Raw genomic sequence first — 15,548 nt, 5'->3', positions numbered from 1 at the left:
ATCACATTCAGAGCAGTTCAATTTTACTCAGAACTGCTATTTTTCTTGCTCTGAATCTGATACTTTCCTAAAGAATTATACCATATAATCGATGGCAGCGAAGGCTGTGTATCAAATATTTTGTTAAGTGTCCAGAGAGACACAGAAAGGAACCCCTTATGTCAGAGATTCATCCTGTGAATTACCCCATCACCCTTGTTTTTCAAGCTCAATCTTTCCGGCGCATTCCAAACCCATACATAAAATCGGAAAGCGGAGAGCAAGAGGCCAATATGTACATGGCAATTTGTGATGTAAAGTCGCTTCCCGACACCATTCCCATGGAAACAAATCCGCGTGAACAGAATCTTAAAACAAATGTAGCGAAAAAAATCAAAGCATCCCTATTGAATCCCTCCAACCTTGATTTTTATCTTCTGAACCGCGGTATTCTTCTCTCTGCCAAGCAGGTAAGCTTCAACAACTACTCCAACGAGATAACCATTGTCTTTTCAGATCCTGAAGTTCATGGCAATGTCGATGGCGGCCACACATACCGCACGATTTTAAAATACAGGGATTCCCTGGACGTTGGGCAACAATATGTAAAAATTGAAATTCTGACTGGTGTGGAAGGGATTTTCCAAAGTCTTGCCGCCGCCCGCAACACCTCTGTTCAGGTTCAGGATAAATCCATTGCCGAACTAGAAGATCGCTTTGATATTATTAAAAACGCGCTGAAAGATCAACCTTATATGGATAGGGTGTTTTTTAAAGAGAATGACTTTGGAGAAATCGATGTCGCCGACCTTCTGTCTATCTTGATGATGTTTAATATCAAGCGATTTCCCGATCGCGAGGCGCTTCCGGTGATTTCCTATAGCGGAAAAAAACGGTGCATCGATCTGTATATTCAAGATCACAAGGAGTTTGGCGAGTCAGGCGAGAACCCCTATATCAAGATGAAAAGAATCATGCCGGATATTTTTAAGCTTTATGACACCATTGAGAGAAACATGAACAACTATTATCGCGCCAAAAATCCAGGCGGACGTTATGGAGCAACAAAGGGTGTTGTGGTCCCCAAACAAGGACAGGAACTAAAATCCAAATTCCTCTGTGAACCAATGGATGCGCAATCTCCCAACGGTTTTATTTATCCCATTCTCGGTGCATTTCGAGTTCTTGTTGCTGAAGAAGACGGTTATTATACCTGGAAAAAGGATCCGTTTGCTATTCTCAATAAAGTCGGCCCGGAGCTGGTGGAATCCACCATTTCCATGAGCCGTTCTCTCGGCAACAACCCGCAGTCTACAGGTAAAGACATAAACCTTTGGAAGACTTTGTATATGACGGTGGCGATGGTTTCCATGGACTAATGGGCTGCTACAAATTTTATATCGCCTTATCAGTGTTTGTGTTCCAGCTGTATCGCGTGCAAACCGACTCAACGATTTTACAAGTATAAATCAGATACCTCCTATGCCAAAAGCATAGTATGAAAGGCATCTCTCTGCTTTAAAGCATAAGAAAAAGCTACATTTTGATTTCTCAAAATGTAGCTTTTAGCTTGGTTGGACCGGCAGGATTCGAACCTGCGGAATGACGGAGTCAAAGTCCGTTGCCTTACCCCTTGGCGACGGTCCAATAAAATGTTTAAAGCTGTGAAGGTCGTTCACAGCTTTAAACACACGTATGGGGTGGATAGTGGGATTCGAACCCACGATCTCCAGAGCCACAATCTGGCGTTCTAACCAAGCTGAACCATACCCACCATAATGGCGCGCCTAAAGAGACTCGAACTCCTGACCCACTGCTTAGAAGGCAGTTGCTCTATCCTGCTGAGCTATAGGCGCATAGTTGTGGCGACTGCCGCCCTTGTGGCAAACCGGCAGGAGCGCTGGAGCGGGTGATGGGAATCGAACCCACGTAGCCAGCTTGGAAGGCTGGAATTCTACCATTGAACTACACCCGCATGTGGCAGCGATAGTTAGTTTACCACATTGACCCCCTTTTTGTCAAGACAATTGAGGCACAAAATTAAGGCGTCCGCGAGACAGATGCGAAACGGCGGTCGGGGGGACGCCCTCTCCCCCTACCCCCTTCCCCACAGCCGCAAAAAGCGCCCCTGCGGGGGCAAAATCCCGCAGGGGCGGCTTCTTGGATGCTAAAATCTTCACATGGCGGCGACGATGAGGCCATCTTCGCCCACGGTGACGGCGATGTCGGTGGGCGGGGCGGCAAACTGCTGCACAATGAGCTCGCTCACCGGGTCCTCCACCTCGCGGCGGATGCACTTGGCAATGCTGCGGGCGCCGGCCTTCTCGTCAAAGGCCTTCTGGGCGATGAAGCGCAGGGCGTCGTCGCCGTAGCGCAGGGCGATCCCCCGCTTGGCGATCGACTCGGCCAGCTCCTTCATCTGCATCCCGGCGATCTTGGCGTACTGCTCCACATTCAGGGGGTCAAAGACGATGATCTCGTCCACCCGGCCCAAAAACTCGGGGCGCAGGAACTCGGAGAGGGACTTCTTGGCGTTCTCGCGGGAGACCTCGGCCTTGGTCTTGGCAAAGCCCATGGCGTTCTGGTTGCGCTCGCTGCCGGCGTTGGAAGTCATGACGATGATGGTCTTTTCAAAGTTGACCCGGCGGCCGTGGGCGTCGGTGATGCGGCCCTCGTCGAGGATCTGCAGGAGGATGTTGAGGACGTCGGGATGGGCCTTCTCGATCTCGTCCAGGAGGATGACCGAGTAGGGCTTGCGCCGCACCTTTTCGGTGAGCTGCCCGGCCTCGTCGTAACCCACATACCCCGGAGGGGAGCCGATGATCTTAGAGACCGAGTGCTTCTCCATGTACTCGGACATATCCAGCCGGATGAGGGGGTCCACCGAGTCGAAGAGGATGGAGGACATGACCTTCACCAGCTCGGTCTTCCCCACCCCGGTGGGGCCCACAAAGATGAAGGAGGCGGGGCGGTGCTTGTCGGTCAACTGCACCCGGTGGCGCTTGATGGCCTTGCAGAGCTGGTCCACCGCCTCGTCCTGGCCGACGATCTTCTGGTGGATGGCCTCTTCCAAGCCGGCGACCTTCTGCAGTTCGGTCTCCTTGATTTTGGAGGCGGGGATGCCGGTCCAGAGCTGGATGACGGTGGCCAGGTCGTCCTCGGTCACCTGGACCGAGCAGGCCGCGGGCTCCAGCTCCAGCAGCCGGTCCTTGAGCTGCAGCACCCGGCTCTTGACCTCGGCCAGCCGCTCGTAGTCGATCTCCTCCCCCTTCTCCTGGGCGCTCTCGATGTCCCGCTGCTCCTGCTGCAGGGCGTCGTACTCCTTGCCCAGCTTCTCGTACTCGGCCAGCTCTTTGCTGGCCAGGGAGGCGCAGGCGCAGGCCTCGTCGATCAGGTCGATGGCCTTGTCGGGGAGGAAGCGGTCGGTTATGTATCGCTCGGACATCTCCACAGCGGCGGCGACGATGTTGTCGCTGAGCTTGACCTTGTGGTAGCGCTCGTAGTACTGCTTGATGCCCCGCAGCACCTCGGTGGCGTCCTCGATCGAGGGCTCCTCCACCTTGACCGGCTGGAAGCGGCGCTCCAGGGCGGCGTCCTTCTCGATGTACTTGCGGTACTCGTCGTAGGTGGTGGCGCCGATGACCTGGATCTCCCCTCGGGAGAGGGCGGGCTTCAGGATGTTGGCGGCGTTCATCGACCCCTCGGAATCGCCGGTGCCCACCAGGTTGTGGATCTCGTCGATGAAGAGGATGATGTTGCCCAGGCCCTTGACCTCGCTGATGAGGCCCTTCATCCGGCTCTCGAACTGGCCCCGGAACTGGGTGCCCGCCACCAGGGAGGTCAAGTCCATCAGGTAGATCTCCTTGTCGGCCAGCCGGGCGGGGACGTTGCCCGAGGCGATGCGCTGGGCGATCCCCTCGGCGATGGCGGTCTTGCCGACGCCGGGCTCGCCGATGAGGCAGGGGTTGTTCTTGGTGCGGCGGGAGAGGATCTGGGTCACCCGGTAGACCTCGCTGTCCCGGCCGACGATGTTGTCCAGCTTCCCGTCGAGCGCCTTCTGGGTGAGGTTTTCACAGTAGGTGTCCAGGTACTTGCGCTTGGGGCGGGCCTCTCCCTTTTTCTTCTTCGAGGGCTGTTTCTGGCCCTCCTTGGGGGGCTCGGCGCTGGTCTCCGGCACCTCGCCGTTTTGGAACATGTTGAGGAAGGGGAAGGTGGCGGAGCCGCCGGCCTCAAAGTCGGACTCCTCCCCCTCGGGGCTCTGGCCGGCCAGCTCCATGAGCTGCTCGCTCATGGCCTCGATGTCGTCGTCCCCAATGCCCATTTTATCCAGCAGGTCGTTGACCGGTTTGACCCCCAACTCTTTTGCGCAGGTGAGACAGAGACCCTCGTTGATGGTCTTGTCCCCCTCCATCCGGGTCATAAAGACCACGGCCATACGTTTTTTACAGCGCGAACAAAGCATAACAATAACTCCTAAATTTGAAGGCTCCCGCCGGGCAAAGCCGCCCGGGGGCGCGGAATAACGAAACCATTATACACCAATCTGGTAAAAAAGGGTACTGGAATCATCAAGAAAACGGGAGAGCACACGCCCTCCCGCCTACAAATCGATCCTTCCCTGGTGCCCGAAGGACAGTATACCAAATATCCACCCTAAATAAATGGATCCATTTTGTAGAAAATGTTAAAAAGATATGACTGAGAGATGACCTCGCCGTTGACGCCCGGCCAGCCCCCGGTGAGGGAGACGAGCAGCCCCAGCACCGCCGCCGCCAGAAAGAGGATGAGGCAGCCCTGCAACACCCCCAGCAGCGCCCCCAGAAAGTGGTTGGCCCCGCTGATGAGGGGGAGGTGGTTGAAGATGTCGAAGGCCCGGGCGATGAGCCCCACGGCGATGCCGAAGAGGATGAGAAAGACCAGGAAGAAAGCCATGTGCAGGGCCATCACCACCACCGGCCCGCAGGCGTAGTCGGTGACGGCGGCGGCCATCCCCTCGACCCCTTTGGAGAGGGACTGTTCCAGCTGGTGGGCGGCGATCTGTCCCTCCTCGCCGCTGAGGTGGGCCAGCCAGCCGGCCCACTTCCCCATCCCCTGTTGGAGGGCGGCCCCCGCGTCGGTGCCGGTAAAGCCCTGCAGGTTTTGCAGCACGCTGTCATAGACCGGCTGGCGGACAAAGCGGGCAAAGACCCAGCGGGCTGCCGGCTCGCTGGCAAAATAGGCCCCGACCAGGGCCGCCAGCCCCCCCACAAAGCTCACCAGGGTGCGCATAAAGCCCCGCTTGGCGGCCGCGCAGGCGGCGATGACGACGATGAGCAGGGCGGCCAAATCGTAGAGCAGCCAAATCACGTGCATTCTCCTCTCTCGGCGGTCGGCCCTGAGGCGGGCGGGTCACGGGCGGTCCCCCTTCCCCCACCCCAGGACAGGGGCTGAAGGGGCTACAAAGTCAGTTTTTCCAGGCTGTCGTTGGTCTGCACGAAGAGGGTCTTGCCGGCGCCGCTCAAGTCCAGACAGGGCTTGCCGATGTCGGTGGTGGAGAGGACGGTGCCGTCCTTTTTGTAGACGGTGAGGTCGCTGTGGCCGAGGACAGCGATCTTCCCCCCGGAGGCGTAGACCCCCACGATCTCGCGGCCTACCTCCACCGTGGCCTTGACCTGGCCCTTCTGCCCCACCAGCAGCACCTTGTTCAGGTGGCTCTGGGTGTTGTCTCCCAGGGCCACGGCGTAGTCTCCGCCGCCGATGTTGCCGATGGCGAGGACGCTGCCCTCAAAGGCGGTGCTCCCCGCCAGGGAGCCGTCCTTCTTCAGCGCGAAGACCTGGTCGTCGCAGACCAGTTGGATAGTGCTGCCCTCCCACCGCATCTGCAGGGCGAGGGAGCCGGGGAACTCGGTGCGGGAGAGCTCCTCCTCCCGGTGGATGTTCAGGGCGTAGACCACGGTGGTGACCCGCCCGTCCACCGCATTGACGCAGGCCACCGCCAAATTCCCCCCGCTGCCCATGGACACTAAGAGGATGTACTCCTTGGAGGAGGACCAGCTGAAGAGCAGCTGCTGGTTGCGGTCGTAGACCGAGACCTGGCCCAAATATCGCTCCGACCCGGTGGCCACCGCCACGTTGCCGCCGGCGTCCACGTCGGCGTCGACGATGGTCGTCTCGGCGGTCTTTTTGTAGACCTGGGTGGTCTTGGAGTAGAGGGCGAACTCCCGGTTGCCCCGGTCAAAGACCACCGTGTTCCCCCCCCGCACCTTCATCTGGGGCTCGTCCATGCTGTGGGGGATGTTCTTCACCTGCTTGGCGGTCTTGTTGTAGGTGATGATCTCGTTGTCGGTCAGCACCTCCAGCGCCCCCATGGTGGAGCACTGCAGGTCCCTGGGGACCCCGCTGCCCAGATCCAGGGGGTAGCCCTCCCCCTTTTGCAGGTTGGAGGTCATGTTGCCCCAGACGGCACCCAGGTTTTCCGCCGTGAGGAGGTGGCGGTAGCTGTACCCCACCACCAGCACCACCGCCAGCAGGGCCAGCAGGGCCAACTTTTTGACGGTCTTCTTCCGCTTTTTCTTGCGGCGGGCAAGTTCGATGTCAGAGAGTTCCCGCACGGGGAGTCACCTTCTTTCTCACCAGAGTGTGGGGGCCAGGGAGCGCACCGCTTCCCAGCCGGGGAGGTCGTAAAAGACCCGGTCCAGGTAGAGGCCCCGGGCCGGGGCGGTCTGCCCGGCCCTCTGCCGGTCCCTGCCGGCCAATAGGGCGCAGACGTCGGCGGGGAGGAGACCCCGCTCCATCTCCACCGCGGTGCCCACCAAAATGCGCACCATGTTGTAGAGAAAGCCGTCGGCCCGGGCGGTGAAGATCAGCCGCGGCCCCTCCCGGCGGACCGAGAACTCCTCCAAGCAGCGGACGGTGTCCTCCTGCTCGGTCTTGGGGGAACAGACGGCCCGAAAGTCGCGGCGGCCCTCAAACCGGCGGCAGATGGCGTTCAGTCGCCCCTCGTCCAGCCGCCCGGCCTGCTGCCAGCAGAGGTCGGCCCCGAAGGGGGGGCGGCAGTGGCTTTCCAGCAGGCGGTAGCTGTACGCCTTGCCCAGGCAGTCGTAGCGGGGGTGAAAGCCCAGCGGCACCTCCCTGGCGTGGTAGACGGCGATGTCCGCGGGGAGGTGAAAGTTCAGCGCCAGGGGGAGTTTTTCGCAGGGGATCGGCCGCTCGGTGCCAAAGGAGAGGCAGAACATGTTGGCATGCACCCCCGCGTCGGTGCGGGAGCAGCCCTTCACGTCGGGCCGGTGGCCCAGCACCCGCTCCAGCGCGTCCTGGATGGCCGCGCAGACGCTGGGGGCATTTTTTTGCACCTGAAAGCCGTGGTAGGCGGTGCCCCGGTAGCACAGGGCGATGAGGATGTTTCGCATAGGCCCCTCCCGTGGGTGGTTTAGAGGTAGTTGAGCAGGATGCAGCCGGTCACCACCGCGGCCATGCAGAGGGTGGCGCCGCCGTCCACCAGCCGCAGTTTGAGCTGCTTCATCCGGGTGCGGCCCTCGCCCCCCCGGTAGCAGCGGCACTCCATGGCCAGGGCCAGCTCGTCGGCCCGGCGGAAGGAGGAGACAAAGAGGGGGATGAGGATGGGGATGAGGGATTTGACCCGCTTCATCAGCCCGCCGGAGTCGATGTCGGCCCCGCGGGACTTCTGGGCGGCCATGATCTTGTCGGTCTCCTCCACCAGGGTGGGGATGAAGCGCAGGGTGATGGTCATCATCATCGCCAGCTCGTGGGCGGGGAAGTGGAGCTTGCTCAGGGGGCTGAGCAGCCGCTCCAACCCGTCGGTGAGGGCGATGGGCGAGGTGGTGTAGGTCAGCAGAGAGGTGCCGGCGATGAGGCAGACGATGCGCACCGACATGACGGCGGCAAAGCGCAGCCCCTCCCAGGTGATGTGAAAGACCCAGAACTCCCAGATGGGCTCGCCGGTGACAAAGAACATGTTGAGGATGCCGGTGAAGAGCACCAGGGGGATGACCGGCTTGAGGCTGCGCAGGATGACCTTGAGTTTGATTTTGGCCAGGGCGTAGCAGAAGACCAGAAAGGCCCCCGCCAGCAGGTAGCCCCAGAAACTGTTTGTCAGAAAGAGGGCCACCACATAGGCGATGGTCAGCAGCAGCTTGACCCGCGGGTCCATCCGGTGCAGGGGGGAATGACCGGTGAAGTACTGGCCGATGGTGATGTCCTTGATCATCTCGCCGCCCCCCTCTCCGCCAACAGGCGCAAAATCTCCCCTTTGGCCTGGGCCACGGTGTAGACGGTGTCGCTCACCGGGTAGCCCCGCTGCCGCAGGGCCCTGAACACCTGGGTGATCTGGGGGATGCCCAGGCCGATGGCGCGGATCTCCTCGGCCCGGGAGAAGACCTCGTCCACTGTGCCGTAGAGGAGCACCCCGGTGTCGTTGAGCACCAGCACCTTGGTGGCAAATTTGGCCACGTCCTCCATCGAGTGGGAGACCAGCAGCACCGTGTTCCCCTTTTCGGCGTGATAGGCCTTGATCTGGCCCAGGATCATGTCCCGGCCCCGGGGGTCGAGGCCGGCGGTGGGCTCGTCGAGGATCAAGACCTCGGGGTCCATGGCCAGCACCCCGGCAATGGCCACCCGGCGCTTCTGCCCGCCGGAGAGCTCAAAGGGGGACTTGTCCAGCATCTCCTCCCCCAAGCCCACAAAGCGGGCCGCGTCCCGCACCCGGGCGTCCACCTCCCCCTCCGAAAGGCCCATGTTCTTGGGGCCGAAGGAGATGTCCTTGTAGACGCTCTCCTCGAAGAGCTGGTACTCGGGGTACTGAAAGCAGAGCCCCACCTTGAAGCGGAACCTGCGGAGCTGCTCTTTGTCCTGCCAGATGTCCTCCCCGTCGATGAGGACCTGGCCCGAGGTGGGTCGCAGCAGCCCGTTGAGCTGCTGGATGAGGGTGGATTTGCCCGAACCGGTCTGGCCGATGACCCCCACGAACTCCCCCCGCTCGATCTGCAAGTTGACGTCCCGCAGGGCCACCTTCTCCGTCGGCAGGCCGGGGTTGTAGACATACCCCAAGCCCCGGGTCTCGATCACCGGCGCGCTCATCTGTCCACCTCCCCCAACAGGCCGCAGAGGGCCTCGACACAGTCCTCCACCGAGAGGGCGTCCTCGGGGCAGTCGATCCCCTCGCGGCGCAGCTGGTGGAGCAGTTCGGCGGTCTGGGGCACGTCCAGGCCGATGGCCTGCAGCTCCTCCACCCGGGCAAAGACCGCCGCCGGGCCGTCGTCCATCAAAATTTCGCCGTCGTTCATCACCACCACCTGGTCGGCCTGGGCGGCCTCGTCCATGTAGTGGGTGATGAGGACCACCGTCATCCCCGCCCGGTTGAGTTCGCGCAGGGTGGCGAGGATGCGACGGCGGCCGTGGGGGTCGAGCATGGCGGTGGGCTCGTCGAGGACGATGCAGTCCGGGCCCATGGCCAGTACCCCGGCGATGGCCACCCGCTGCTTCTGCCCGCCGGAGAGCTGGTAGGTGGCGCTCTCCCGCCGGCTCGCCATCCCAGTCTGTTCCAGCGCCCAATTCACCCGCTGGCGGATCTCCTCCGGCGGGACGCCCAGGTTTTCGGGGGCGAAGGCCACGTCCTCCTCGACGATGGTGGCGACGATCTGGTTGTCGGGGTTTTGAAAGACCATCCCCACCTTCTGGCGGATGTCGAAGATCCGCTCGTCGTCGCGGGTGTCGATCCCCTCGACTAAGACCGTCCCCTCGGTGGGAAGGAGGATGCCGTTGAGGTGCTTGGCCAGGGTGGATTTGCCGCAGCCGTTGTGCCCCAAAACAGCCAAGAACTGGCCGCTCGGCACCGAGAGGGAGAGGTCTTTGAGGACGGTTTCGCCCTGCTGCCCCTCCCTGCTGTACCGAAAGACCAGGTCTCTGCACTCGAGTAAGTTCTCTGCCATTTTCTCCAATGTATCTCCTAACTGGTTGTCTGTGCGGGGAAGTCCCCGCCGCGCGGTCCCGTCCCCCCTGCCGGGCAGGGGGGTTCCAGGCCGAATCAAGGGTCGCCGGGGCGGACGGGATGCGCTCGCCCCGGCAGTGTTTGGGTCTGCGCCAGCGCGCGGCCCCATTTCTATTCCAAAAATTGGTCTGCCCCCGGTCTCGCCGCCTCGCCGGAAGCGGGAAGTCCACCTGTCTCCGACAGGGCCGTCCCGCCGGAATGCTCCCGGAAGCGGGAGACAAGCCGGTTTGCCGGGGGAAGACTGCCAGACGGCAGTCGACAGTTGGGCCGGAGGTGTCAAGGCGCAAATGCCTTTGGGGACCGGGAAGCTGCCCATTCCCGACAGCCCCGCCCCACCGGGGAACTTCCAGCAGGGGGACAACGCCCCGTCGGGAAACTCCCGGTGGCGGGACACGACCCGGTTTTGCCAAGGACAAAATCGCCAAACGGTGGCTGGCGAAGAATGGGTCAAAGCGCAAACGCCGCCGGATACCGGGAAGCCGTTCGCTCCCGACAACATCGCCTCACCGGGGCACTCCCAGCAGGGGGACACGGCCCGGTTTTGCCAAGGGCAAAATCGCCAAACGGTGGCTGGCGAAGGGGGGCGTCAAAGTGCAAACGCCATCGGGTACCGGGAAGCCGCCCGCTCCCGACAACACCGTCTCGCCGGGGCGCTCCCAGCAGCGGGACACGGCCCGGTTTTGCCAAACGGTGGTTGGCGAAGGGCTGTGTCAAAGCTCAAACGCTTTCAGCGTTTGAGCGGAGCCAGAGCGCCGTGTTCCCGCAAGGGAGGGCCAGGCCGGTGGACTGCACCGGCAGGCCGATCTCGTCCGCCTCCACCCGGCCGCCTCGGCGGGGGATGAGGACGGCCCCCAACAGGTGGGCCATCACCGAGGGGGAGAGGCCGGTGGTATAGCTGTTGAGGGCGAAAAAGAGGGGGTCGTCGGAGAGCACCTGTTCGCAGAGGCAGACCAGGTCGTAGATCTGGTCCTCCAACTTCCACACCTCGCCCCCCGGCCCCCGGCCGTAGGAGGGCGGGTCCATGATGACGGCGTCGTAGCGGTTGCCCCGGCGGATCTCGCGGGCGACAAACTTCTCGCAGTCGTCCACGATCCAGCGGATGGGGCGCTCCCCCAGCCCGGAGAGGGCCGTGTTCTCCCGCGACCAGGCCACCATCCCCTTGGAGGCGTCCACATGGCAGACGCTGGCCCCGGCCGCCGCGCAGGCCAGGGTGGCCCCGCCGGTGTAGGCAAAGAGGTTGAGCACCTTCACCGGGCGGCCGGCGGCACGGATCAGGCCGTCGAAGAGGTCCCAGTTGGCGGCCTGTTCGGGGAAGAGGCCGGTGTGCTTAAAGCCGGTGGGGGAGATTTTAAAGGTCAGCTCCCGATAGCGGATCTGCCAGCTCTCGGGGAGTTTTTTGCGGTACTCCCAGCGGCCGCCGCCGGTCTTGGAGCGGAGGTAGCGGGCGTCGGCCCTGTCCCAGAGGGCGGGGTCTTTCGGGGTGTTCCAGATGATCTGCGGGTCGGGGCGGATGAGGAGTTTGTCGCCCCACCGCTCCAACTTCTCCCCTCCGGAGCAGTCCAGCACCTGGTAGTCCCGCCAGTTCGCAGCCGGGCGCACGGCTTACAGCTGCCCCCGGATGGCGTCGGCGATGGCCTCGCCGATGCGCTGGATCTGGGCGTCGTCCTTTCCCTCGAGCATCACCCGCACCAGCGGCTCGGTGCCGGAGGCGCGCACCAGGATGCGGCCGCTCTCCCCCAGCTCGCTCTCGCCCGCGGCGATGGCGGCGGCCACCGCCGGGTTGGCGGCGATGTCCTTTTTGTCGCTGGGCACCTCCAGGTTGATGAGCACCTGGGGATAGACCGCCATCACCGACGCCAACTCGCTGGCGCGACGGCCGCTCTGGGCCAGCGTCTGCAACAGCTGCGAGGCCGAGAGCTGGCCGTCGCCGGTGGTCACGTGGTCCAAAAAGATGATGTGGCCCGACTGCTCACCGCCGATGTTGTAGCCCTCTTTGAGCATCTCCTCCAGAACGTAGCGGTCGCCCACGGTGGTGACGGCGGTCTCGATGCCGTTGTTCTTGGCAAACTCGAAAAAGCCCATGTTGGTCATGACGGTGATCACCGCCGTGTCCCGCTTGAGCTGGCCGTTCTTCTTGAGGGCCTTGGCGAAGATGGCGATCATCTTGTCGCCGTCGATGAGCTCGCCGGTCTCGTCCACCGCCAGGCAGCGGTCGGCGTCGCCGTCAAAGGCCACCCCGATGTCGCAGCCATTTTCCACCACGCACCGCTGCAGCCCCTCGATGTGGGTGGAGCCGCACTGCAGGTTGATGTTGGTGCCGTCGGGCTGGTCGTTGATGATGGTGCAGGAGGCCCCCAGGGCGGTGAAGAGCTTGTGGGCGGTGGCGCTGGCCGAGCCGTTGGCGCAATCGATGGCCACCTTGAGCCCGGCGGCCGCCCGCTCCCCCACGGTGGAGAGGATGTGGGCCACGTAGTCCTCCACCGCGGTGGTGCTGACGTGGACCTTGCCGATCTCGGTGCCGGTCTTGAGACACAGTTTCTCCGGGTGGTCGATGTGGTCCTCGATCTCGGCCTCGATGGCGTCGGGCAGCTTGAAGCCCTGGCCGTTAAAGATCTTGATGCCGTTGAACTCCACCGGGTTGTGGGAGGCGGAGATCATCACCCCGGCGTCGGCGCCGTAGGCCCCTACCAGATAGGCGACGGCGGGGGTGGGGACCACCCCCAGCAGCTCCACGTCGGCCCCCACCGAACAGAGGCCGGCCGCCAAGGCCGACTCCAGCATGTCCGAAGACATGCGGGTGTCCTTGCCGATGATGATCCGCGCCTTCTTGTGGCTGTGCTCGGTGAGCACGGTGGCCGCGGCGCGGCCGATGGCCAGCGCCATCTCGCAGGTCAGTTCGCTGGTGTTGGCGACGCCGCGCACACCGTCGGTCCCAAAGTACTTGCCCATTTCGATTCCTCCAAAATGAATTCTCTATAAGATACCACCAGGATATGAACAAATTGCAAAAAGCGGACGCCTTTTGCCCCGGCAGCCGTGTTTTTTTGCCGATTTTGCCCCGTTTTAGACCAGCCGCTGCTGGCCGTCGTCGGCCGGCGGGGCCTGCCGGGGGTCGGGGAGTCCCAGATGGGCGTAGGCCTTGGCGGTGGCCACCCGCCCCCGGGGGGTGCGGCCCAAAAAGCCCAGCTGGATGAGGAAGGGCTCGATGACGTCCTCGATGGTCACCGCCTCCTCCCCCATGGCGGCGGCCAGGGTGTCCAGCCCCACCGGCCCCCCGCCGTAGTTGTGGATCATGATCTCCAACATCCGCCGGTCGTTCTGGTCCAGGCCCAGGGGGTCGATCTCCAGCCGGGAGAGGGCCTCGTCGGCGATCTGGTCGGTGATGACCCCGTCGCCCATGACCTGGGCGAAGTCCCGCACCCGCTTGAGCAGCCGGTTGGCGATGCGAGGGGTCCCCCGGGAGCGGACAGCCAGCTCCCGGGCGCCCCCCTCCTCGCAGGGGATCTCCAGAATGGCCGCCGAGCGGGAGACGATCTTCTGCAGCTCGGAGTGGGTGTACATCTCCAGCCGCAGCACCACCCCGAACCGGTCCCGCAGGGGGGCGGTCAACTGCCCGGCGCGGGTGGTGGCCCCGATGAGGGTGAAGGGGGGCAGGTCGATGCGGATGGAGCGGGCGCTGGGCCCCTTGCCCACGATGATGTCCAGGGCATAGTCCTCCATCGCCGGGTAGAGCACCTCCTCGACGCTGCGGTTGAGGCGGTGGATCTCGTCGATAAAGAGGATGTCCCCGGCGGACAGGTTGGTCAGCAGGGCCGCCAGGTCCCCCGGCTTCTCGATGGCCGGGCCGGAGGTGATGCGGATGCCCACGTTCATCTCGTTTGCGACAATGCAGGCCAGGGTGGTCTTGCCCAGGCCGGGAGGGCCGTAGAGGAGGAGGTGGTCCAGCGGTTCGCCCCGCTTCTTGGCCGCCTCGATAAAGACCGAGAGGTTTTCCTTGGCCTTGGTCTGGCCCACATACTCCTCCAGGGTGCGGGGGCGGAGGTTTTGCTCCAACTGGGCCTCGTCGGGGGTGTATTCGGGGGTCACCAGCCGGTTTTCAAAGTCCATCTCACAATTGTCCACAGGCGCGCTACCTCCTTCCCGCCAGGGCCTTGAGGGCCCCCTTGATCAGCTCTTCCACCGGCAGGCTCTGCTCCAGCTTGGAGACCGCCAGCGCCGCCTCGGACTGGGTGTAGCCCAGGGAGGTGAGGGCGGCCACAGCCTGTCCCACCTCGCTGTCCTCCCCGGCGGGGGTGATGTCCTCCAGCGAGACCCCCTGGCCCCCCCCGAAGGCAAGGCCCTTGATTTTGTCCTTGAGTTCGAGGACGATGCGGTTGGCCAGCTTCTGCCCCACCCCGGGGGCGGCCGTCAGGCTCTTGGCGTCCGAACTGGCGATGCAGAGGAGCACCCGGTCGGGGGGGTAACTGGAGAGGATGGAGAGGGCGTTTCGCGGCCCCACCCCCGACACGGTCACCAGCAGTTGAAAGCAGGAGAGTTCGGCCTGGGTGGAAAAGCCGTAGAGGTCGAGGGCGTCCTCCTTGACGGCCAGATGGGTGTAGAGGGTGGCCGTCTGCCCGGTGCGGGGCAGGTCGGCGATGGTGTTGCGGGTGGTCTTGCAGGAAAAACCCACCCCGCCGCAGTTGATGACGGCCAGCTTGTCGGTCTTGACGGCCACCTCGCCGGTGAGGCTGTAAATCACGGGCACATGTCCCCTTTCTCGGCTTGTAAAATGGACGGTTTGCTATCTGCGCCCCTGGCGGGCGATGGCCGCCTGCAACAGGGAGCCGGAGCTGTGGGCGTGGCAGATGGCCACGGCCAGGGCGTCGGCGGTGTCGTCTGGTTTGGGGACGGCCTTCAGGTTGAGGAGGACGCGGGTCATCTCCATCACCTGGCTCTTGACGGCCTTGCCGTAGCCCACCACCGCCTGTTTGACCTGCATGGGGGTGTACTCGGCCACCGGCACCCCCCGCTGGGCCGCCGCCAGGAGGACCACCCCCCGGGCCTGGGCCACGTCGATGCCGGTGGTCTTGTTGTTGGTGAAGTAGAGCTTTTCCACCGACATGCAGTCGGGCCGATGGAGGTCGAGGATGCGGCACATCTCCTCGTAGATGGTGCACAGCCGCCCGCCGAAGGGGGTGTGGGCCGGGGTGAGGATGGCCCCGTAGTCCAGGGTGGTAAAGCGGTTGGCCCGGTACTCCACCACCCCGTAGCCCACGATGGCATAGCCGGGGTCAATGCCCAGAATCTTCATACGCACACTTCTCCATCTTAGAATTTGAACGGTATCAGTATAGCACAAACTCCCCGGCGCAACAACCGGAAAAGCGGCCCTGTCCCAAGGGAAGCGAGAAGCCCCCTCCCCCGCCCGGCGGGTGGGCCCGCAGGGGGGCAAGGGGCGTCCCGCGCCGGCCTTCTCCCCGGATCCCCCGCCCCCCTCAGAGCAGCCCGGGAAAGGGGGCGCGCCCACCCCGCCAAAAAAAGTTGCAAAAAATGAAAAAAAGGACTTGCTTTTTTCGCCGCCTTGTACTATAATTTCAACCACAGG

13 protein-coding genes and 4 tRNA genes are annotated in these 15,548 nt (G+C 62.9%); 1 reads left to right on the top strand and 16 read right to left on the bottom strand.

What is annotated here, in order from left to right:
* Positions 1-176: 176 nt before the first annotated feature.
* Complete coding sequence (locus tag GT748_RS12590) at positions 177-1,358, top strand: AIPR family protein (protein ID WP_368034542.1); 1,182 nt, start codon at positions 177-179, stop codon at positions 1,356-1,358.
* Between the two features lie 192 nt (positions 1,359-1,550).
* Here GT748_RS12590 and GT748_RS12585 read toward each other — a convergent pair.
* From GT748_RS12585 to ruvC, 16 genes are all read right to left on the bottom strand, one after another.
* Positions 1,551-1,626 (bottom strand) — tRNA-Gln (locus GT748_RS12585).
* A 49-nt stretch (positions 1,627-1,675) separates the two neighbouring features.
* Positions 1,676-1,753, bottom strand: a tRNA-His gene (locus GT748_RS12580).
* A gap of 5 nt (positions 1,754-1,758) precedes the next feature.
* Positions 1,759-1,835: transfer RNA gene (locus tag GT748_RS12575), tRNA-Arg, on the bottom strand.
* A 45-nt stretch (positions 1,836-1,880) separates the two neighbouring features.
* Positions 1,881-1,954, bottom strand: a tRNA-Gly gene (locus GT748_RS12570).
* A 201-nt stretch (positions 1,955-2,155) separates the two neighbouring features.
* Positions 2,156-4,441, bottom strand: a complete 2,286-nt coding sequence (locus tag GT748_RS12565; RefSeq protein WP_073261272.1) for an ATP-dependent Clp protease ATP-binding subunit — start codon at positions 4,439-4,441, stop codon at positions 2,156-2,158.
* Between the two features lie 191 nt (positions 4,442-4,632).
* On the bottom strand, positions 4,633-5,325 hold the full coding sequence (locus GT748_RS12560) for a CvpA family protein (RefSeq protein WP_044993478.1): 693 nt from the start codon (positions 5,323-5,325) through the stop codon (positions 4,633-4,635).
* An 89-nt stretch (positions 5,326-5,414) separates the two neighbouring features.
* Positions 5,415-6,569, bottom strand: coding sequence for a DUF5711 family protein (locus GT748_RS12555; RefSeq protein WP_021661288.1), 1,155 nt, complete (start codon positions 6,567-6,569; stop codon positions 5,415-5,417).
* A gap of 18 nt (positions 6,570-6,587) precedes the next feature.
* Positions 6,588-7,367, bottom strand: coding sequence for a tRNA pseudouridine(38-40) synthase TruA (gene truA / locus GT748_RS12550; protein ID WP_021661287.1), 780 nt, complete (start codon positions 7,365-7,367; stop codon positions 6,588-6,590).
* 20 nt (positions 7,368-7,387) lie between these two features.
* Positions 7,388-8,185, bottom strand: coding sequence for an energy-coupling factor transporter transmembrane component T family protein (locus tag GT748_RS12545; protein WP_021661286.1), 798 nt, complete (start codon positions 8,183-8,185; stop codon positions 7,388-7,390).
* Positions 8,182-9,054 (bottom strand): energy-coupling factor transporter ATPase, encoded by an 873-nt coding sequence (locus tag GT748_RS12540; RefSeq protein WP_021661285.1) that lies wholly within the window; start codon positions 9,052-9,054, stop codon positions 8,182-8,184. The genes GT748_RS12545 and GT748_RS12540 overlap by 4 nt, the downstream gene beginning before the upstream one ends.
* The gene (locus tag GT748_RS12535; protein WP_021661284.1) at positions 9,051-9,905 is read right to left on the bottom strand and encodes an energy-coupling factor transporter ATPase; all 855 of its coding nucleotides are present in this window, start codon (positions 9,903-9,905) and stop codon (positions 9,051-9,053) included. The genes GT748_RS12540 and GT748_RS12535 overlap by 4 nt, the downstream gene beginning before the upstream one ends.
* A gap of 776 nt (positions 9,906-10,681) precedes the next feature.
* A complete protein-coding gene (locus GT748_RS12530; RefSeq protein ID WP_021661282.1) occupies positions 10,682-11,563 on the bottom strand; it encodes a class I SAM-dependent methyltransferase in 882 nt (293 codons plus the stop codon).
* A 3-nt stretch (positions 11,564-11,566) separates the two neighbouring features.
* The gene (glmM, locus tag GT748_RS12525) at positions 11,567-12,913 is read right to left on the bottom strand and encodes a phosphoglucosamine mutase (protein ID WP_021661281.1); all 1,347 of its coding nucleotides are present in this window, start codon (positions 12,911-12,913) and stop codon (positions 11,567-11,569) included.
* A gap of 114 nt (positions 12,914-13,027) precedes the next feature.
* Positions 13,028-14,071, bottom strand: coding sequence for a Holliday junction branch migration DNA helicase RuvB (gene ruvB, locus GT748_RS12520; protein WP_021661280.1), 1,044 nt, complete (start codon positions 14,069-14,071; stop codon positions 13,028-13,030).
* Positions 14,072-14,093: 22 nt separating this feature from the next.
* Entirely contained in the window at positions 14,094-14,702 is a 609-nt protein-coding gene (ruvA, locus tag GT748_RS12515) for a Holliday junction branch migration protein RuvA (protein WP_044993475.1), read from the bottom strand.
* 42 nt (positions 14,703-14,744) lie between these two features.
* Complete coding sequence (ruvC, locus tag GT748_RS12510) at positions 14,745-15,254, bottom strand: crossover junction endodeoxyribonuclease RuvC (protein WP_021661278.1); 510 nt, start codon at positions 15,252-15,254, stop codon at positions 14,745-14,747.
* Positions 15,255-15,548: the final 294 nt, after the last annotated feature.

The sequence above is a fragment of the Bittarella massiliensis (ex Durand et al. 2017) genome, from assembly GCF_009876955.1.
GTDB lineage: Bacteria > Bacillota > Clostridia > Oscillospirales > Ruminococcaceae > Bittarella > Bittarella massiliensis.
The sequence above is the reverse complement of the archived record's forward strand: the minus strand, read 5'-3'. Positions and strand labels throughout refer to the sequence as shown.

Bases quoted from the DNA above. Each gene is read 5' to 3' on its own strand.
- GT748_RS12565 (WP_073261272.1), bottom strand. From the start codon at position 4,441: ATGCTTTGTTCGCGCTGTAAAAAACGTATGGCCGTGGTCTTTATGACC.
- truA (WP_021661287.1), bottom strand. From the start codon at position 7,367: ATGCGAAACATCCTCATCGCCCTGTGCTACCGGGGCACCGCCTACCAC.
- GT748_RS12545 (WP_021661286.1), bottom strand. From the start codon at position 8,185: ATGATCAAGGACATCACCATCGGCCAGTACTTCACCGGTCATTCCCCC.
- GT748_RS12540 (WP_021661285.1), bottom strand. From the start codon at position 9,054: ATGAGCGCGCCGGTGATCGAGACCCGGGGCTTGGGGTATGTCTACAAC.
- GT748_RS12535 (WP_021661284.1), bottom strand. From the start codon at position 9,905: ATGGCAGAGAACTTACTCGAGTGCAGAGACCTGGTCTTTCGGTACAGC.
- glmM (WP_021661281.1), bottom strand. From the start codon at position 12,913: ATGGGCAAGTACTTTGGGACCGACGGTGTGCGCGGCGTCGCCAACACC.
- ruvB (WP_021661280.1), bottom strand. From the start codon at position 14,071: ATGGACTTTGAAAACCGGCTGGTGACCCCCGAATACACCCCCGACGAG.
- ruvC (WP_021661278.1), bottom strand. From the start codon at position 15,254: ATGAAGATTCTGGGCATTGACCCCGGCTATGCCATCGTGGGCTACGGG.